The sequence below is a fragment of the Protofrankia sp. Cj5 genome, from assembly GCF_917627405.1.
Taxonomy (GTDB): Bacteria; Actinomycetota; Actinomycetes; order Frankiales; family Frankiaceae; genus Protofrankia.
In genome coordinates, this window is record NZ_CAKJTO010000070.1 from 1 (window position 1) to 17,938 (window position 17,938).

Below are 17,938 nucleotides of genomic sequence, written 5' to 3' on the forward strand. Positions count from 1 at the left end.
GGATAGGAGGTGTTCAGCAGAACGGTGGCGCCCTGCCCCGCTGCCGCGAACACGTCGACCCGGTCCAGCAGCGACGACTGGTGGCAGCCCACGAACTGGGCGTCACGGATCAGCCACGGTGCATCGACCGGCCGCGGCGCCAGCCGCAGGTGCGACACCGTCATCGAGCCGGACTTCTTGGAGTCGAACACGAAGTAGGCCTGCGCATGCAGCGAGGTGTGATCGCCCACGATGCCGGCGGTGGTGCGGGTGGCGCCCACGGTGCCGTCGCTGCCGAGCCCGTAGAACACGGCGCGCAGGACGTTGTCCGGCTCGGGGAAGGCCGCCTCGTTCACGGTGAGGGACAGGTGGGTGACGTCGTCGTCGATGCCGACCGTCGTCTCGCGCCGCGGGCGGTCCCGGGTCAGCTCCTCGAACACCGCCGCCGCCATCGCGGGGGTGAACTCCTTCGACGCCAGCCCGTAGCGGACGCCGATCACCCGCGGCATGCGTTCGGGTCGTTCCGCGAGCGCTGCCAGGACGTCGAGCCGCAAGGGCTCGCCCAGCGCGCCCGGCTCCTTCGTCCGGTCGAGGACCGCGATCGAACGCACCGTCGGCGGCAGGCAGGCGAGGAACGCCGCACCGTCGAAGGGACGGTACAGCCGGACCTGGACGAACCCGACCCGCTCCCCACGCCCCACCAGCCGGTCGACCGCAGCGCGTACCGCCGACCGGCCGGAACCCATGATCACTACGACTCGGTCGGCTTCCGGGTGACCGTGGTATTCGAAGATCCGGTACGTTCGGCCGGTCGCGGCGGCCAACTGGTCCATCGCACGCTGGACGGCCCCCGGGACCGCCGCGTAGTAGGTGTTGGCCGCCTCGCGGCCCTGGAAGAAGGTGTCGGGGTCCTGCGTGGTGCCGCGGATCACCGGATGGTCCGGCGACAGCGCGCGGCGGCGATGCGCGTCGATGGGCCCGTCGGGCAGCAGGCCGGCCAGGGCCGGGTCATCGAGCAGCGTGACCTCGTTCAGCTCGTGCGAGGTGCGGAAGCCATCGAAGAAGTGCAGAAACGGGACACGGGTGTGCAGCGTGGCCGCATGCGCGACCGCGGCGAGGTCGTGCGCCTCCTGCGGCGACGCCGAGGAGAGCATGGCGAAGCCGGTCGACCTCGCGGCCATCACGTCACTGTGGTCACCGAAGATCGACAAGGCCTGGGTGGCCACGGTCCGGGCGGCCACATGGAGCACCATCGGCGTGAGCTCACCGGCGATCTTGAACATGTTCGGCAGCATCAGCAGGAGCCCCTGCGACGCGGTGAAGGTGGTGGACAGTGCACCCGTCTGCAGAGCACCGTGGACGGCGCCGGCGGCACCGCCCTCGCTCTGTAGCTGGACCACCTCGGGTACCCCGCCCCACAGGTTGGGGCGCCCCGCGGCTGCCCACACGTCGGCGAGTTCGCCCATGCCCGAGGCAGGGGTGATCGGGTAGATGGCGATGACCTCGCTTGCCCGATATGCCACCGAAGCAGCTGCCTCGTTGCCGTCGATTGTCCGCTGCTTCATGAACCAAGACTTGCACGGGCGCAGGCCCATGCGGCGAAGGACGTCGTCCCGTCCGCACAGGACGTAGATCATGGCGACTCGGCAGTCGAACGTCACGGGCTCGCGGGCTGCCTCACCGCCGTCTCCGGGCGGCCCGGTCCGCGCGGACCCCGCCGGCCCGTGGATCAACCGCCGGGTTGGACGTCCGTCCGGGCCGGGCATTGCGGGGATGACTCCGTGGTCGGCAGATAGAGGGCCTGCTCGGCCGCGGTGAGGTCACGGCCGGGTGAGGTCACAGCCGGTGAGGGTGCAGCCGGTGAGGGTGCAGCCGGTGAGGGTGCAGGCCTGGGCTGCCCACGCGGCCATCGACAGCGGCCAGCGCAGGACCTCGGGGGCCACCTGCCACGGCCAGCTGGCTCCCGTCCGGGCTCCCGGCGAACGCCCAGATGATCTCGCCGCTGGCCCGGGGTAACTGCCCGACGCTTCGTCCGCTGGAGACGTCCCACAGGCGGATTCGTGGCGTCCTCGCCGCCGGAGGCGAGGACGGTGCCGTCAGGCGCGAAAACCAGCCCACGGATCATGTCGGTGTGGCCGCGCGCAGCGTCCGCTCCACGACCCCGAACGCGGCGCCCTCGTCGTCCACGTCGGTCACCAGATCCGCGAGGTCGCGCCGACGGCGGGTCGGTGGCGTGGTCTCGTCGCCGAGGTAGGCGAGCCGGGCGGAGGACACGCCGCGCGGCCCGTCGCCGGCAGCAGTGACAGCACTCGCGTCGGTGACCGACATCGACGTCGTCCCGGGAACACCGGCCGTAACCGAAGGCGCGGGGGAAGTATCGCTGCTATCCAACCTGGAACGTGTCCCGGTGGAACTGTCGCGGCTGGGGTCCACGGTGAAGTACTGCCCGTTGGGTGAGACCCCGATGGTGCCGGGCCCGGATACGTCCAACGTCAGCGAGATATCAAGATATCAAGGGGGGCCGTTGTCCCTCCAATGACCACGATTCCCTCGCCAGCATACCGGCAGTTCTGTTCCTGCACGAAGATGGGTGGTCTCAACCGGTCAGTGCATTATCCGGGCATCCGTATCGTGCCGGAACCCCGTGGATCCCAGCACGATGCGGGTGGTGCACTGACCGCTGGAGACCGCCCCGTCCAGTTGGCAGCCCCATGACGACTTGAGCATCCGGTGTCTGGTGGCCACGACTGGACAGTGGACAGCCCCAAACAGCAGCCATAACGGCTTGGGCAACGACCTCGCGCTCGGTATCCGCCTCGGCGTCCCGATCTGGCCGACAGGCGCGTCCGCTTCGATGGGGCCGCGAGCGAGGCGGTGTTCATTCCCTGGTGAGGTGGGTGCGCCAGTCTGCGACTCTCAGCCGCAGGCCAGCCAGGTACTCGGGGGTCGCGCCGTAGGCGGCGAAGTCGTCGCGGTCGTCAAGTCGGCCGATTAGCTCAAGCATCGCGGCGAAGTGCCGGCGGTCGAACCCGGCGTCGGCCTCCTGGGCGATCTCGCAGAGTCGGTCGAGGGTGTAGTGCCCTCCGGTGATCGCAGCGTCAATGTCTAGGAAGTCGCGGGCGGCGGCGCGGTTGCACAGCGCGTCGATCTTGCCGGCCATGACGTCGTCCAGGTGGAGTACCGGTCCGACGCCCATCTGGACCGGCGGCTGGAACCGCCAGTTGGCGACCAGTTCGACGCGGTGAAGCTCGCCGGGCTGGTTCGGGTCCGTCACGTGGAGACGCGCCATCAGATCGGTTCGCATCTCGACGTGGACCTCGAGGCCGTCGGCTCTGTATGCCGCGATCACGGCGTCCACCGCGGCGGGGAAGTCCGCGCGCCTGGCCCAGTCCGCGAACAGGTCCACGTCCTCGCTGGGCCGCTGGAGAATCCCGTGGGCCGCGACAGCGTGACCGCCGGCCAGCGCGAACCCGCACGGCCCGCCGACATCCAGTCCGATGGCCGCCAGCCGCCGGTGGATCGGCGGGGTCTGCGCCGTCAACGTCGCTACGCCGCGGACCAGTGCCCGGTGGCCAGTTCGGGGAACCGTGTCTCCCAGCGGCTGCGCACCTGCGGTGGCAGCACGAGTTCCCGCCAGAGCCGCACGAGTGTGCGCCCGTCCAGCCACCGCGAAAGGTCCGTCTTCTTCGACGCCTCACGCAGAACGGTCTCGTACATCCGAACCAGCCGGCCCGGATTTCCCAGGTCGTAGCGACCCGAACCCGACCAGTCCAGCCACCGGTCCAGGACGACCACACCGGCCGTCGGACCGTGAAGATCGCCAAGGGAGTCGGCGACCGCGTACGGGCGCACGTCGGTGTAGCGCGACCCGGGCGGGGGGCCGCCGGAAGGCGAACTCATCATCGACACCGCCTTCCCACCTCGGACCTGCCGCGGAGAGTGCTCCGCCTGTCCCTACGGTAGACCAAACCCGGGCCGGCTCCAGGCGCCGCTGCCGCAGCCCGCGACTCGCCACGGCGCTCTCGAGGACGACCGATCACAGCTCTCGTCTGTCATCGGGCACCCCATGCCGGTGGCTCGACGAACAGACCAGCGTGTACGCCGCGCGGGGAGGCGACCCGAGCTCCCGCGGGATCTTCGACCATCCCGGGCCGCGCGTCGCCTCGGCGTCCGGGGAACACCCGCTCGCGACCAAGCGGCGCACCGGCGCGCGACCACGCTCCTCGGTGCCGCCGTGGCGCCCGCCCAGGCGTGCCACGGTGCGGGTCGCGCCGGTGGTGGCCGTCAGCCGTCTGCGCTCGTCTGGTCGACCTCGCGCCCGATCGGTGGCGGTGGCCGCTCGCGCACCCGCTGTTCGCCGCGCTCGATCCGGCGCAGGCTGGTTGCCGCAGTGCGGCAACCAGCCTGCGCCGCTGTCGATGACGGCCGAGCCGCCCCCGACCTGCTGCTGGCACGACTCGCCGACGTCCCCACCCGGAAACCTGGTCACCGCGGAACACGACTACCGGGTGCTGCAGCCGCACACGGTCGTCGACGCCAACGGCAACGCCACCCACCTGCGGCACGACGAGCTCGGCATGCTGGTGGCCACCGCGATCGCCGGCAAGCCGGGCGACGCCACCGGCGACAGCCTGGACGCCGACGGGCCGGACGGGGTTGGCACCGCGACCAGCCGGCTGGCCTACGACCTGTTCGCCTTCCGGCGGACCCGGGACGACCCGCAACCCCAGCCGGCGGCCGTGCACCGGTACGCCCGGGAGAAGCACACCGCGCGGCTGGCACCGGGCGAGACCGTCCGGGTGACCCACTCGATCGCGTACAGCGACGGGTTCGGGCGGGAGATCCAGAGCAAGGTCCCGGCCGAGCCCGCCCCGGACGGGAGCGCGCGCTGGGTCGGCACCGGCTGGACCGTCTACGACGGGAAGAGCCGCCCGATCCGCAAGTACGAGCCATTCTTCAGCCCCACCCCGGGGTTCGAGTACGCCGCCGCGACCGGGGTGTCGTCGATCCTGCGGTACGACCCGATCGGGCGCCTGGTGGCCACGGTCCGGCCGGATCACACGTACGAGAAGGTGGTCTTCTCGCCCTGGCGCCGCGCCCGGTGGGACGGCAACGACACGGTCGACCGCGCCGACCCGGCCACCGATCCGGACGTCGGGCCGCTGATCGCGACGCTGGACCCGGACGACTACCGGCCGGCCTGGGTGACCACGATGCGGCAGTCGGCCGATCCCGTCGAGCAGGCGGCGGCCGAGGCCGCGGTGGCGCATGCCGGCACCCCCTCGACGGTCCTGTTCGACGTCACCGGGCGCGAGTTCCTGGCGATCACGCACAACCGGTTCCTGCGGGACGGGGTGACCGTCGAGGAGCGGTACCGCACCCGCACGGTGCACGACGCCGAGGGCAACCTGCGCTCGGTGGTGGACGCGCACGACCGGGCGGTGTCGGAGTGCCGGTACGACATGCTCGGCCGGCTGATCCACGAGGACAGCGTCGATCAGGGGCGCCGGACCGTGCTGCCGGACGCCCGGGACGCCGTGGTGAGCCGCTGGGACGGGTTCGGGCGCCGGCACGACACCGAGTACGACCCGATGGGCCGGCCGGTCGCGCTGCGGGTGGACGGCGTGCTCATCGAGGAGACCACCTACGGCGAGGGCGTGCCCGGCGCCGAGGACGCCAATCTGCGCGGGCGGGTGGCCCGGCTACGCGACCAGTCCGGCGAGCTGACCACCGAGGCGTACGACCGGCGCGGGTCGATGATCCGCGGCACCCGGCGGCTGACCGCCCGGCCCACCGACCGGCCGGACTGGTCGGGCCCGGTCGCGCTGGCCGGCTCTTACCCCCACCCGGCGGCGGAGGCCAGGGTGAGCAGCTGGTCGAGGAATTCCGAGCGTAGCGTCGCCACCACCCGGACTGGGCCGGCCGAGGCCGCGCACCAGCAGCCGGGCGAACCGGGCCGCGACCGCCGCGTCGCAGGCGGTGAACAGCTCTTCGGCCTGGTCGACGACCAGCAGGCGGCTCGCGCCGGCAGCGGAGGTCACCAGCGAACTCGGGAAGGCGCCGGAGCGGGGCAGCCAGACGGCGGAAGCCCACACCGACTGGGTGCGGGCGCTGGCCCCGGTGCCGCTCACCGACGGACGGGTCCTTCTCGCCTCCGCCGGAGACGACCGAGCCGTCGTGGTGTGGGCAACCGGCGCCCCAGAGGTGCGACAGCCGTCCACATGAACGGTTGTCGGCCCCCAGCTGTCACGGCGCGCGCCGGTGACGGAGCACTGTGCCACACCTACCGTCACGTCCCGCGACCACCGGCCGCAAACCTAAGTTCCGCGCGAACCGGAATCCAGACCGCCGACCTGCCCGTTCACAATCTCCCCGACCGCGTCGACTTACAGCGCGAACCTATTTGCCCAGGTCAACCACCATGTCACGGATTGTGGTGGAGCTGAGGGGATTCGAACCCCTGACCCTCACACTGCCAGTGTGATGCGCTACCAGACTGCGCCACAGCCCCAGACGTGCTTTCGTCACCCTTGCCGTTCGTTCGTACCGTTCACACCCTACAGGTTCCGCCGAGCACCCCGTCAGGGGGCACTCGGTGAGTGTACCGGTTCGATGTCCGGAGCGGCCGCGGGCATCTGCGGGGGCAGGCCCGCTTCGGACGTGCCGGGAGCGGGAACCCCGGTGAGCGCCAACGGGCCGCCGTTGTGCTCGACCAGCCGGAACCGTCCGCCGTCACCACGCAGCAGCGTCCAGCAGCAGTTTCTCAGCGGCCCGAACCGCCACCAGACCGATGACGGTATCTCCAGCAGCCGTCCGATCAGGGCCCTGGCGGTGCCGCCGTGCAGCACCAGGACGGCAAGCCCATCCTCACCGGGGAGCCCTTCAGCGACAAGGTCGTCAATGACGCCAACCGCTCTGGCGCCGACCTCCACGTAGGTCTCACCACCGCCACGGCGCACGTCCTCGCCACGACGCCACGCCGCGTCCTCCGCGGGGAAACGGAGGGCCGCCTGCGCGGCCGTCAGCCCCGACCACTCCCCCAGCGAGATCTCCCGCAGCCTGGCGTCCATCCGAACCGGAACGCCGAGCTCAGCCGCGGTCGCCCGGCAGCGCAGCAGGTCCGAGGAGATGACAACGTCAGGGGCAAGCGCGCGGACCGCGGGTGCGACCAGCCGCGCCTGCGCCCGGCCGGTCTCGTCCAACGGAGGATCCGCGTGCCCCTGGAACCTGCCGACATCGTTCCAGGCGGTGCGGCCGTGCCGCCACAGCAGGATCCTCACCAGCGACCAACACCGGGTCCAGCGGCTTCGACATGCCGGGAAAGATCACGGTCGACGAAGGCGATCCGCGGGCAGTCCTTCCAGAGCCGTTCGAGTCCGTAGTAGGTCCGCTCCTCACCGTGCTGTACGTGCACCACAACATCGGAGAAGTCGAGCAGCACCCAGCGTCCCTCGCGTTCACCCTCGCGGCGCAACGGCTTGGCCCCGAGCCTGCGCAGTTGCTCCTCGACGCCATCAACCACGGCCTTGACCTGCCGTTCAGTGTCGGCGGACACGACCACGAAGCAGTCCGTGATAGCAAGACGCTCGCTGACGTCCAGCACGACGATGTCGCTGGCGAGCTTGTCCGCCGCGGCCTGCGCGGCTTCGAGGGCGAGTTCGACGGCTCGCGGGGATGCGGTCACGAATACATCTCTCCTGACTGGGTCACCGGGCTTCCGGCTGCGCGTCAAAAACATGATCGCGCAGCCGCTGGCGGCGGGGCATGCCCGTCGACTACGGTTAACGATCGTATGCGCCGGAGCGGTTTGCGTACCGCCCATCTAGCCTGACATACCCAACGCTTTCACGTGCCTGATTGTGGCCCGTACCGGTACCCTGGCCACGCCATGCGGGCAGGCGACAAGATCATGGGACGGGCGTCGCCGCTGGGTCGCGCGGTCGGTACAGCCCACTTTTGGCAATAAAGCGCACCACCCCGTCCGGGGTGAGGTACCAGATGGGCGCCCCACGGCTCACCCGGGCACGGATGTCGGAAGAGGAGATCGTCAACGCCGGAACCTCCAGGAGGCTGACCGCGTCACCCGGTAGGCTCGCGTCGAGCTCCAGTTGGTAGCCGGGCCGGGTGACCCCGACGAAATGAGCCAGCCCGAACAGCTCCCGGACGTCGCGCCAGCTGAGGATCTGTGCCAGCGCGTCCGCCCCGGTGATGAAGAACAGTTTGGCCCGCGGCCGCACGAGGCGCAGGTCCCGCAGGGTGTCAATGGTGTAGGTTGGGCCGCTCCGGTCGATGTCAATCCGGCTGACGGTGAACTGTGGATTGCCCGCCGTCGCAAGGAAGGTCATCAGATACCTGTCCTCGGCTGGCGACACCTCTCTGTCCGCCTTCTGCCACGGACGCCCGCTCGGCACGAAGACCACCTCGTCCAGATCGAACAGTGCCGCGACCTCACTGGCGGCGACCAGATGACCGTTATGTACCGGATCAAAGGTCCCGCCCATCACCCCGAGCCTCACGGACGGACCGTAACGGGAGCACACCGTGATTTCGACTTCTCCGGGAAGTATCACATCCGCGCCCAACGGCCCGGACCGAGCGCACCGGGCATAGCGGCGGAAATCCAGCCTGTAGCCACCGGCCACGAGGAACGCCGCAAGGAACGCCGCGAGGAACGCCGCGTCCCGCCGGGCCAGGGCCACCGGCCATCGCCGTAGGCTGACCACGTACTCGCCGGGGCTCGCCGTCGCCATGATCCGGCATCGACGCCCACGCCCCGCCCAGATCAGCTCATGCTCACATCCCTGTTGCCGGTCGCTCCTCATTCTCGTTCAGTTCCCGTTTCCCCTATCCGTTTCTATTCTGTTCTTACGCTGTTCTTATTCTGTTAATCCCGACTCGAGGAGGCTACCTGATGCCGGTGAGTCCGCTCGCGGGCCAGCCCGCGCAGCCTGACATTCTCATCGACGTGGACGCGCTGCTGGCCGCATACCACGACGAGCGGCCCGACCCCGGCGAGGCATCCCAACGGGTCTCGTTCGGGACATCCGGGCACCGCGGGTCGTCACTGCGCCGCTCCTTCAACGCCGATCACATCGTCGCGATCACACAGGCGATATGCGAACACAGGGCCGCCCACCACGTGGACGGACCGCTGTTCATCGGTGTGGACACCCACGCCCTGTCCGCGCCCGCGCTCACCAGCGCGCTGGAAGTACTGGCCGCGCACGAGACGCATACCCGGATCGCCCCGGCTGGCGAGGCCACTCCCACCCCCGTGATCTCGCACGCGATCCTCACGCACAATGCCCGCCGCGCGGCCGGGCAGGCTCATGGTCTCGCCGACGGTATCGTGATCACGCCGTCACACAACCCACCCGCGGATGGCGGATTCAAGTACAACCCACCGACCGGGGGGCCGGCGGACACCGGCCTGACCACCTGGATCCAGAACCGCGCGAACGCACTGCTCGCGGACGGGCTGCGGGGGGTCTCACGGGTCCCGCCCGCGCGTGCCCGCACGAGTGCGGCCGTGCACGACTACGTCACGGCCTACGTCGACGACCTGGCAGCCGTGATCGACCTCGACGCGATCCGCGGCGCGGGCGTCAGGATCGGCGTCGACCCGCTCGGGGGCGCGAGCGTGGCCTACTGGCAGGCCATCGCCGAGCGTTTCAAGCTCGACCTCGACGTGGTCAACACCACGGTCGATCCACGGTTCGGATTCATGACCGTCGACTGGGACGGCAAGATCCGGATGGACCCCTCCTCGCCATACGCGATGGCGTCGCTGCTGCGCCTGAAGGATTCCTTCGACGTGGCGCTGGCCAACGACGCCGACGCCGACCGGCACGGCATCGTGACGCCGGGCGAGGGCCTGCTCAACCCCAACCACTACCTGTCAGCCGCGATCTCCTATCTGTTCGCGCATCGCGACGGCTGGCCCGGCGCTGCCTCGATCGGCAAGACCCTGGTCAGTTCGAGCATGATTGACCGGGTCGCCGCCGGGCTCGGACGGGAGATCGTCGAGGTCCCGGTCGGTTTCAAGTGGTTCGTGGACGGGCTGATCGACGCCTCCCTCGGATTCGGCGGGGAGGAGAGCGCGGGCGCGTCGTTCCTGCGCCGCGACGGCCGGGTCTGGACCACCGACAAGGACGGTCTGATCGCCTGCCTGCTCGCCGCTGAGATCACGGCTGTGACCGGGAAGGACCCCGGTCAGCACTACGCGGCACTCACCGACAGGCACGGCGCGCCCGCATACCGCCGGGTGGATGCGCCGGCCTCCCCCGCGCAGAAGGAGGTCCTGACCTCCCTGACCCCGGCTGACCTGGACGCCTCCATGCTCGCGGGCGAGCCGGTGATCACCGCGCTGTCCCATGCTCCCGGGAACGGAGCGGCGATCGGCGGGATCAAGGTCATCACCGAGAACGCCTGGTTCGCGGCGCGCCCGTCCGGCACCGAGGACGTGTACAAGATCTACGCGGAGAGTTTCCGCGGACCCGAGCACCTGGACACCGTCCTCGCCGAGGCGCAGTCCGTCGTGGACGCCGCCCTCGCCCGCTAACTGGCCGAATCGGCGGAAGGGGCGGAAGGGGCGGAAGGGGCTGGCGGGGCCGAATCGGCTGGCGGGGCTGGCGAGGCCGGTCGGCTGGTTCGGCGGCGGGCCCGCCGGGCCAGCCGATAGCCCATGTACACCGTCGCGGCGGACAGCAGGATCAGGATGATCGGCCCGATCAACGCGACGATCTCCGTCAGACCACCGACGAAGCGATCCCAGGACAGCCGGACGGCTCGGCCAAGACCCCGGCCGGTGCCGTCCGGAGCGCCGCCGGCCGCCGCGCCCCGCTCACTGATCCCGACGGTGAGGGTGGCAAGATCACTGGAGTCAGCCAGCACCTGGCGCTGGCCCTCAAGCTGTTCAATCCGCAACTGCACGTTGTCGATCTGCTGGCGGACGGCGAGGACCTCCCCGATCGTCCCGGCCTTGGCCAGGAGCGCCAGATAGCTGTCCTGGGAGCTCCGCAACGCCTTCAGCCGGGACTGGAGATCTACGTACTGGCCGGTCACGTCCCGGGTGGAAACGGTCGAAGCGCGGACCTCGCCGATCTTCCCGACCTGGTCGCGCAGCGGCTCGAACGAACCGCTCGGGACCCTCAGGGTGACGTTGGCACGCTCGCCACCGCTATCGGTGGCCGACGCCGAACCGCTGCTGTCCAGCGCGGACAGATAGCCCCCAAGCCCCTTCGCCGCGGTCTCGATGGCGGTGACCGCCGCGTCCACCCCGCCGGGGCGCACCCACAGTGCAACAGAACCGGTACGCACGATCCGCACCTCCGCCCCGGCCGGCCGGGCCTGGTCACCCGTTCCATCCGGTTGGGATCCGGGCAGGCTGGCCCGCCCCGGCGCTGGTGCGCCGACCACGTCAGAACCAGCCTCGGTGTCCACGCCAGCGCTGCCGTTCACGCCGGCGCCGCCGTTCATATCAGCGCCGCCGTTCGCACCAGCGCCGCTGCTCGAAGCGGCGGCGCCTGGAGCGATGCCGGGCGCGACGGGCAGCACCGCCGGTGCGGATCCCCCGTCCGAGTGCACGCCACCGAGCAGGAAGGCAGCAGCGGCAATCACAACAAGCCCGATGGCGAAGGCATAGCGAAAGATCCGGCGCCTGCCGGGGGCGCCCCCGACGAAACGATCACTTATCGGAGCCCTGCCCAGCCCGGCCGGCCGTGTCCGTTCCGGGCTGTCGGGCTCCTGAGTGTCCGCCCCTGTCTCCGAGCCTGTCATAGCCATCACCGCGGCCGTCCTCCCATCAACGATCAGTTGTCGGAAGGTTGGACGCACGCCTCGCCCGTTCGGTTCACCCCGATTTCAGCCCGGCGAGATCCAGGCCCCGGGCACCAGGCCCCGGGCAGCAGACCCGGGCACCAGACCCCGGCCGCGGAGCCTATGCCGGGAGGATGCGTTCGATGAATGCCTGGAGCTGCTCGACGTTGCGGCACTCGACCATCTCGTCAACCAGGTCGGCATAGGCGCGGGTGGCCGAGTCGCCCGAGCCCCAGTAGGTGCGCGGCTCAGGATTCAGCCAGTAGGAGTGCCTGGCCTGAGCACACAGCGTCCGCAGCACTCCGGCGGCGTTCGCCCGGTAGTTGTTACGGGCGTCGCCCAGCACGAGCAGGGAGGTTTTCGGGCTGACGGCGTCAGGGTAGCGCCGTGCGAACACCTCGAAGGCATGCCCGTAGTCGCTGTGCCCGTCGAACCAGATCAGATCGGCCTCGCTCGCGATCCGCGCCATCATGTCGCCGACGTCGCAGCCCCGCAGAAACCGGGTGACCTCGTCGGTGGTGTCGATGAACGCGAACGCCCGGACCCGGGTGAACTGCTCCCGCAGCGCGTGCGTCAGCAACAGGGTGAAGTGCGCGAACGACGCCACCGAGCCGGAGACGTCGCACAGGACAACGAGCTCGGGCTTGTGCGGTTTGTGCGGACGGTGGTGGGTCCGCAACGGCACGCCGCCGGTGGCGAGCGAAGCCCGCACGGTGCGGCGGAAGTCCAGCCGGCCGGAGCGCCCCAGCTGGCGGCGAGCGGTCAGCCTGGTCGCGAGCCGGCGGGCCAGCGGATAGACCTGCTGGCGCAACTCGACGAGATCACGCTGGGACGCCCGGAGAAAGTCGACCTGGTCCGCCAGGGGCTTGACCGCGGTCGTCGCCACCGCGTCCACCCCGCGTTCCTCGGCAAGCCTGCGCCGAACCTCGGCGGCGACCATCTCCTCGAACGAACGGATCCGCTCGGTGATCGTCTGCCGGGCGACCCGCTCGGCGAGGCCCCCGGTTGCGGCCCCGTCGAGCATCGCGGCCAACAGGTCCGCGACCAGGGAGTCCGGTGAGAGCGCCCGCATGACCCGATACATGAACCAGGAGCGCTGCCCCGCCCCGACAGGGGCCGCTCCGAGCGTGGTCACGGCATCTCTGGCGAGGCGGCGCAGTGTCTCATCGTCCTCGTCGAGCAGTGCCCGCAGCAGGTCAGCGCGCATAGCCTCGCGCAGCGTGTCCGGATCCAGCTCCGCGTGGCCGCCACGCTGGTGAGCGCCGTTGTCCTCGCCTGAGTCCGCACCGCCCTCGCCGAAACCCTCGACGGACAGACCAGCACCGATCCGCGGCGGGAAGTAGAGGTCGAACAACATGTCAAAGGTGACCCGATGGGCCGGGCGCTTGCACATCGTGGCCGCGAAGGCCGCGTGCAGCGCGCCGCGGTCAAGCAGCCCGACCGCGCCGGCCGCGCGGGCCGCGTCCACGGTCTCAGCGCTGCTCACCGGCACGCCCGCCGTGCGCAGCGCGGCGGTAAACGCCACCGTGCGGTCCAGCACGCTCATCTCGGCCGTCCCATCGCCTCAGGGCACATCGGGGGTCAGATCAGGAATCACATCAGGTCATGTGCCAGTTCAGGTCAGTTCAGATCAGGTCAGTTCCGACCGAGCTTGAGCTGGCCAGCCGCCCGCGCCTGGTCACTGGCATGCTTGAGAACAACACCCAGCGTGGACGACACCGCCTCTTCGTCCAGGGTGTCGATACCCAGCGCCAGCACGGTCTGCGCCCAGTCGATCGTCTCGGCGATCGACGGCGCCTTCTTCAGCTCCATCGCCCGCAGTGCCCGGATGGTCCGGACGATGGCTTCGGCAAGCCGTTCGGGCAGCTCCGGGACACGAGCGAGGACGATCTCCTTCTCGCGCGCCGCCGACGGGTAGTCCAGGTACAGGTACAGGCAGCGACGTTTGAGCGCCTCGGAGAGCTCCCGCGTCGCGTTGCTGGTCAGCACCACGAACGGACGGCGGCTGGCCACGATCGTGCCGAGCTCGGGAATCGTCACCTGAAAATCCGAGAGCACTTCCAGCAGGAGCCCCTCGACCTCGACGTCGGCCTTGTCCGTCTCGTCGATAAGCAGCACGGCCGGGTCGTTGCGCCGGATGGCGGTCAGCAACGGCCGGGGCAACAGGAACTCGTCGCTGAAGATGTCGTCATGGGCCTCGTCCCACGCCTCGTCATTACGCCCGGCCTGGATACGCAAAAGCTGCTTCTTGTAGTTCCACTCATACAGCGCCCGAGCCTCGTCCAAGCCCTCGTAGCACTGGAGACGGATCAGTTCGGCGCCGGTCGCGGCAGCCAGCGCCTTGGCGAGCTCCGTCTTGCCCACCCCGGCCGGCCCTTCCACGAGCAGCGGCTTGCGCAACCGGTCGGCCAGGAAGACGGTCGTGGCGATCGCATGGTCCGCAAGGTAACCAGCCGCCTCCAGGCGTCCGCGGACATCCGCCACATCGGCGAAGGCATGCTCCTGTAGCGGCATATACACCTCTCGTGTACGACTTGAGAACCGTTTCCATAGTGCCAGTGACAGGTGCGCGCGGGCGACATCACCGCGACCAGATCACTCCACCTGCTCATAGGCGAGGACGGTCAGGAACTCGACGAACTCGTCGACCAATGTCACCCGCTCGAACAGAGCCGCGGCATCGGCGTAGCGCCCGGCGTCGAACGCGCGCGCGCCGGCCGAGGACCGGATCGCGGCCAGTTCCTCGGCCTCGATGTCTCGGACGAGATCCGCGGTCACCGGCCGGCCGTCAGCCAGCCGGGCCCGTACGGCGATCCACTGCCAGATCTGCGAACGCGAGATCTCAGCGGTGGCCGCATCCTCCATGAGGTTGTCGATGCCAACCGCGCCGGTTCCCCGCAACCAGCTCTCCAGGTAACGGATGGCCACGTTGATGTTGTTCCGCAGGCCCGCTTCGGTGATCGAGCCCGGGGTGTCGCGGATCGCGAGCAGCTGCCGGGCGGTCACCGCGACATCGTCACGCCGCCGGTCGATCTGATTCGGGCGCCCGCCAAGCACGGCGTCGAACACCTCGGTGCAGACCGGCACCAGATCCGGGTGGGCGACCCAGCTGCCGTCGAAACCGTCATGGGACTCCCGCTCCTTGTCCTCGCGGACCTTTGCCAGCGCATGTGCGTTGATGGCTGGATCACGACGGCTCGGGATGAAGGCGGCCATCCCGCCGATGGCATGCGCACCACGGCGGTGGCAGGTGGCCACCAGCAGCTCAGTGTAGGCGCGCAGGAACGGCACGGTCATCGTGACGGCGCCGCGGTCGGGCAGCACGAAATCAGCACCGCGGGCGCGGAACGTCTTCACGGTGGAGAACATGTAGTCCCACCGGCCGGCGTTCAGCCCCGCGGAGTGCTCCCGCAGCTCGTAGAGGATCTCCTCCATTTCAAAGGCCGCCGGCAGCGTCTCGATGAGGACAGTCGCCCGAATCGTCCCGCGGGTGAGCCCGAGGGCGTCCTCGGCCATGGTGAAAACATCATTCCACAGCCGCGCCTCAAGGTGACTTTCCAGTTTCGGTAGATAGAAATATGGCCCGACGCCACTCGAAACCAGCGCATGGGCGTTACGGAACACATACATCCCGAAATCGAAAAGCGCACCGCTGACCGGTTCGCCGTCGACCAGAACATGCCGTTCCGGCAGGTGCCAGCCGCGCGGGCGCACGAGCAGGGTCGCAAGCTTCTCGCCCAGGGCGTAGGTTCGGCCGTCCGCGCCCGTGAACATCAGTACCCGCATAATCGCGTCGGTCAGATTACGCTGCCCGGAGATCATATTTGCCCAGGTGGGCACGTTGGCATCTTCGAAGTCGGCCATGAAGACCCGTGCCCCGCTGTTGAGCGCGTTGATGACCATCTTCGCGTCGGTCGGCCCGGTTATCTCGCACCTGCGATCGGCCAGGCCTGGCGCGGGCGGGGCGACGACCCAGTCGCCGCCGCGGATGTCCGTGGTCTCGGCCAGGAAGTCCAGGCCCGCTCCAGCGGCGACGGACCGCTGGCGCTCACGCCGCCGCTCCAGCAGCTCAGCGCGGCGGCCAGAAAAAGCGCGCTGAAGGGCGGCGACGAAGGCGAGCGCCTCATCGGTCAGCACCGCCGCGGCGTCAGCGGGAGCGAGCCCGCTGACCACCCGGTCCACCTCCACACCTTGCGCAGCTCCGGCAGCACCTTGCGCAGCTCCGGCAGCTGTTCCGTCGGCCGGCCCGTCGGCACCCATCACGTCCCCTCCCTGCTCCACGAACCCCGCTCGACGGAGCCCGATCCACGAAGCCCACTCGACGAACCGTCCACGGCACGCAGCCGGGTATCGGCGGAAGCGAAGCTACCGGCTGGTCGGCCAGGATGCGGGCGGTGGGCGCCGAAGCGATCGGCTCAGCCGGTATCGGTGTGGCCCGCGGCCTTGCCAGCAGCCACCTGGACGCGGCTTCCCGCTCGAACGACGACTCCCGGAACACGCCGTAGGACAAACCCGGACACGTGCACCACCGGACGCACCGGCGGGGCGAATACCGGTGTGGGCCCGCCTGCCGTGTGCGTACGCGGGAAAAGAGTCCAGCATGAAGGTTGTTCTGTTCTGCGGCGGCCAGGGACAGCGTCTGCTGGGAACGGGCGCGGACCAGGTATTTGTGCCGAAACGTGCCACGGACGCGCCGAAGCCGATGCACCTGGTGGGTGGAAAACCCATTCTCTGGCACCTCATGAAATGGTATGCGACATACGGGCACACCGACTTCGTGCTCTGCGTGGGCTTCCGGGGCGAGTTCGTCCGCGCCTGGGTTGGGAATCTCGCCAGCAAGCGTGCCGACGAGCCGACGGCGCTGCCGGGCGTGCCGCGACATCATCTGCTCGACGGTGAGGCCGCCGGGTGGTCGGTCACGATCGTCGACAGCGGGCTCAGCGCGCCGGTGGGGCAACGCCTCCGGGCGGTGCGGCGCCTGGTTGACAGCGAAGACCTGTTCCTCGCGAACTACGCGGACGGCCTGTCCGACGTCCCGCTGCCGCAAATGATCGACGAGGCGCACCGGTCCGGCGCCGTCGCCACGCTGCTCGCCGTACGGCCGCCCGAGAGCATCCACACCGTCGACTTCCAGCCTCGGTCAACCACGATCAGCGAAATCGCTCCCATGGCGGAACAGGACGTGTGGGTGAACGCGGGATTCTTCGTGCTACGGCCAGCGATCTTTGACATCCTCCATCCGGGTGAGGATCTGGTCGACGCGCCGTTCGGCCGGCTGGTCCGGGCCGGCCGGCTGGGCGGCTACCGGTACCGCGGGTTCTGGCGCGCCATGGACACGGCCAAGGACCGTCTCATCCTGGAGAAGCTGTGGAGCTCCGGTGTCCGGCCGTGGGCCGTCTGGGAAGACCCGGCACATGACCAGTTCGTCCCCTGGTGGCCCGCAAGGTGACGGCGGCCACCTTCATTCGAACATATGTGCTATCGTCGAGCACACGCCGCCTGGCGGACCGGGCACATCGCCAAACCCCGAGCCAACCCCCCGAGCTACCGAATCCCACAGCGTCAGCCGACCAAGGAGAAGGAACCATGACGACAGCAGTCGAGCCGATCCCCACCGACTACCCCGTGATCACCCCATACCTGCACGTCGACGGCGCGGCCGACGCCATCGATTTCTACACCCAGGTCCTCGGGGCAACCGAACGGATGCGTATCGGCGCCCCGGGAGGAAAGATCGGCCATGCGGAGCTCGTGATCGGCACATCTATGATCATGTTGTCGGACGAGTTCCCCGAGATGGACGCGGCGGGCCCGCGGACCGTAGGCGGAACGCCAGTCAGCATCCACGTGTATGTGACGGACGCCGACGCGGCCCATGACCGCGCGGTCAAGGCCGGCGCCAAAAGCCTGCGCCCAGTCGAGAAGCAGTTCTACGGCGACCGCTCCGGGCAGTTCGAGGACCCGTTCGGTCACCGGTGGTCCGTGGCGACCCATGTTGAAGACGTCCCGGCCGAGGAGCTGGCCCGCCGCGCGGCCGAGGTCATGGGCGGCGCGGCGGACGACCAGAGCTGAGCCCATCCCCGGCGCACGGGGAAGGAGCAGCGGCCTCGCCGCGGCCCATATCCCGGCCTCTGTCCATGCA

Annotated in this window: 16 protein-coding genes and 1 tRNA gene; 4 read left to right on the forward strand and 13 right to left on the reverse strand. The window is 69.6% G+C overall.

The features are described 5' to 3' along the window. The 5 genes from MJ777_RS15315 to MJ777_RS15335 form a co-directional block, all read right to left on the reverse strand. On the reverse strand, positions 1–1,544 hold a 1,544-nt coding region (locus tag MJ777_RS15315; RefSeq protein ID WP_370652730.1), incomplete at its 3' end, for a 2-oxoacid:acceptor oxidoreductase family protein. Positions 1,545–1,799: 255 nt separating this feature from the next. Next, positions 1,800–1,922: a pentapeptide repeat-containing protein gene (locus MJ777_RS15320; RefSeq protein WP_239376958.1), complete on the reverse strand. Its 123-nt coding sequence runs from the start codon at positions 1,920–1,922 to the stop codon at positions 1,800–1,802. A gap of 178 nt (positions 1,923–2,100) precedes the next feature. Continuing rightward, positions 2,101–2,307, reverse strand: a complete 207-nt coding sequence (locus MJ777_RS15325; RefSeq protein WP_239376959.1) for a hypothetical protein — start codon at positions 2,305–2,307, stop codon at positions 2,101–2,103. Positions 2,308–2,857: 550 nt separating this feature from the next. Next, positions 2,858–3,520, reverse strand: a complete 663-nt coding sequence (locus tag MJ777_RS15330; protein WP_239376960.1) for a nucleotidyl transferase AbiEii/AbiGii toxin family protein — start codon at positions 3,518–3,520, stop codon at positions 2,858–2,860. Between the two features lie 5 nt (positions 3,521–3,525). Next, complete coding sequence (locus MJ777_RS15335) at positions 3,526–3,879, reverse strand: hypothetical protein (RefSeq protein ID WP_239376961.1); 354 nt, start codon at positions 3,877–3,879, stop codon at positions 3,526–3,528. A gap of 518 nt (positions 3,880–4,397) precedes the next feature. On the opposite strand from MJ777_RS15335, the gene MJ777_RS15340 reads away from it, so the two are divergent. Then, positions 4,398–6,425: a hypothetical protein gene (locus MJ777_RS15340; RefSeq protein ID WP_239376962.1), complete on the forward strand. Its 2,028-nt coding sequence runs from the start codon at positions 4,398–4,400 to the stop codon at positions 6,423–6,425. On the opposite strand, the gene MJ777_RS15345 is transcribed toward MJ777_RS15340, so the two are convergent. From MJ777_RS15345 to nadD, 4 genes are all read right to left on the reverse strand, one after another. After that, a tRNA-Ala gene (locus tag MJ777_RS15345) sits at positions 6,414–6,490 on the reverse strand. The two genes, MJ777_RS15340 and MJ777_RS15345, sit on opposite strands and share 12 nt — an antisense overlap. Before the next feature lie 70 nt (positions 6,491–6,560). After that, a complete protein-coding gene (locus MJ777_RS15350; protein WP_239308448.1) occupies positions 6,561–7,259 on the reverse strand; it encodes a histidine phosphatase family protein in 699 nt (232 codons plus the stop codon). Beyond that, positions 7,256–7,663 (reverse strand): ribosome silencing factor, encoded by a 408-nt coding sequence (gene rsfS / locus MJ777_RS15355; RefSeq protein ID WP_239308447.1) that lies wholly within the window; start codon positions 7,661–7,663, stop codon positions 7,256–7,258. Before rsfS ends, MJ777_RS15350 begins: the two co-directional genes overlap by 4 nt. A 223-nt stretch (positions 7,664–7,886) precedes the next feature. Continuing rightward, positions 7,887–8,495, reverse strand: coding sequence for a nicotinate-nucleotide adenylyltransferase (gene nadD / locus MJ777_RS15360; RefSeq protein WP_255725451.1), 609 nt, complete (start codon positions 8,493–8,495; stop codon positions 7,887–7,889). 395 nt (positions 8,496–8,890) lie between these two features. Between nadD and pgm the strand changes: the two genes are divergently transcribed. Further along, on the forward strand, positions 8,891–10,540 hold the full coding sequence (pgm, locus tag MJ777_RS15365; protein ID WP_239376963.1) for a phosphoglucomutase (alpha-D-glucose-1,6-bisphosphate-dependent): 1,650 nt from the start codon (positions 8,891–8,893) through the stop codon (positions 10,538–10,540). On the opposite strand, the gene MJ777_RS15370 is transcribed toward pgm, so the two are convergent. The 4 genes from MJ777_RS15370 to aceB all read right to left on the reverse strand — a co-directional run bounded on the left by MJ777_RS15370 (position 10,537) and on the right by aceB (position 16,056). After that, on the reverse strand, positions 10,537–11,763 hold the full coding sequence (locus tag MJ777_RS15370) for a DUF4349 domain-containing protein (protein ID WP_239376970.1): 1,227 nt from the start codon (positions 11,761–11,763) through the stop codon (positions 10,537–10,539). The two genes, pgm and MJ777_RS15370, sit on opposite strands and share 4 nt — an antisense overlap. A 154-nt stretch (positions 11,764–11,917) precedes the next feature. After that, the gene (locus tag MJ777_RS15375) at positions 11,918–13,342 is read right to left on the reverse strand and encodes a VWA domain-containing protein (protein ID WP_239376964.1); all 1,425 of its coding nucleotides are present in this window, start codon (positions 13,340–13,342) and stop codon (positions 11,918–11,920) included. An 89-nt stretch (positions 13,343–13,431) separates the two neighbouring features. Continuing rightward, positions 13,432–14,310 carry a MoxR family ATPase gene (locus tag MJ777_RS15380; RefSeq protein WP_239308444.1) on the reverse strand — a complete coding sequence of 293 codons (879 nt, stop codon included), beginning with the start codon at positions 14,308–14,310 and terminating at the stop codon, positions 13,432–13,434. A gap of 81 nt (positions 14,311–14,391) precedes the next feature. After that, positions 14,392–16,056: a malate synthase A gene (gene aceB, locus MJ777_RS15385; RefSeq protein WP_239376965.1), complete on the reverse strand. Its 1,665-nt coding sequence runs from the start codon at positions 16,054–16,056 to the stop codon at positions 14,392–14,394. Between the two features lie 340 nt (positions 16,057–16,396). Here aceB and MJ777_RS15390 point away from each other — a divergent pair, with 340 nt between their 5' ends. Both MJ777_RS15390 and MJ777_RS15395 read left to right on the forward strand, forming a co-directional pair. After that, a complete protein-coding gene (locus tag MJ777_RS15390) occupies positions 16,397–17,245 on the forward strand; it encodes a hypothetical protein (protein WP_239308443.1) in 849 nt (282 codons plus the stop codon). A 137-nt stretch (positions 17,246–17,382) separates the two neighbouring features. Then, complete coding sequence (locus MJ777_RS15395; protein ID WP_239346198.1) at positions 17,383–17,868, forward strand: glyoxalase/bleomycin resistance/extradiol dioxygenase family protein; 486 nt, start codon at positions 17,383–17,385, stop codon at positions 17,866–17,868. The last annotated feature ends 70 nt before the right edge of the window (positions 17,869–17,938 follow it).

Coding starts and splice junctions, on each gene's coding strand:
- MJ777_RS15370 (WP_239376970.1), bottom strand. CDS start 11,763: ATGGCTATGACAGGCTCGGAGACAGGGGCGGACACTCAGGAGCCCGAC.
- MJ777_RS15380 (WP_239308444.1), bottom strand. CDS start 14,310: ATGCCGCTACAGGAGCATGCCTTCGCCGATGTGGCGGATGTCCGCGGA.
- MJ777_RS15335 (WP_239376961.1), bottom strand. CDS start 3,879: ATGAGTTCGCCTTCCGGCGGCCCCCCGCCCGGGTCGCGCTACACCGAC.
- MJ777_RS15390 (WP_239308443.1), top strand. CDS start 16,397: ATGAAGGTTGTTCTGTTCTGCGGCGGCCAGGGACAGCGTCTGCTGGGA.
- MJ777_RS15325 (WP_239376959.1), bottom strand. CDS start 2,307: ATGTCGGTCACCGACGCGAGTGCTGTCACTGCTGCCGGCGACGGGCCG.
- MJ777_RS15375 (WP_239376964.1), bottom strand. CDS start 13,342: ATGAGCGTGCTGGACCGCACGGTGGCGTTTACCGCCGCGCTGCGCACG.
- MJ777_RS15395 (WP_239346198.1), top strand. CDS start 17,383: ATGACGACAGCAGTCGAGCCGATCCCCACCGACTACCCCGTGATCACC.
- aceB (WP_239376965.1), bottom strand. CDS start 16,056: ATGGGTGCCGACGGGCCGGCCGACGGAACAGCTGCCGGAGCTGCGCAA.
- pgm (WP_239376963.1), top strand. CDS start 8,891: ATGCCGGTGAGTCCGCTCGCGGGCCAGCCCGCGCAGCCTGACATTCTC.
- MJ777_RS15340 (WP_239376962.1), top strand. CDS start 4,398: ATGACGGCCGAGCCGCCCCCGACCTGCTGCTGGCACGACTCGCCGACG.